The following is a 253-nucleotide window of genomic DNA, read 5'->3' as shown; positions in this document are numbered from 1 at the left end:
ATGACGGCTTACGCGCCTATCAGTGTGCAGCGTATTAGCTTATTCAATGCTGCGACCAATTATCAGCAGTTTTTGGCATCGACCGTCATACCTGCCTTATTACATATATTGGCAATGGTCATTGGTGCAACTACGATTGGCCGCGAGTTACGTGATAAGAATATCGGTCGCTGGTATCGTTTTATTGATACAGGAAAGCCTAATTTAACCTTATCTAAAACTTCAAAAACGACATCTTCGCTATCAACCAAAC

1 protein-coding gene is annotated in these 253 nt (G+C 41.9%); it reads left to right on the top strand.

Annotation, left to right across the window (positions count from 1 at the left end):
- A partial coding sequence (locus tag SB725_RS32625) for a hypothetical protein (protein WP_410923630.1) occupies positions 1-253 on the top strand: 253 nt, incomplete at both ends.

The organism is Pseudomonas sp. SIMBA_041 (assembly GCF_046535095.1).
GTDB classification, from domain to species: Bacteria; Pseudomonadota; Gammaproteobacteria; order Pseudomonadales; family Pseudomonadaceae; genus Aquipseudomonas; species Aquipseudomonas mucoides.
Note: the sequence above shows the minus strand (reverse complement) of the source record. Positions and strands in the feature narration are given on the sequence as shown.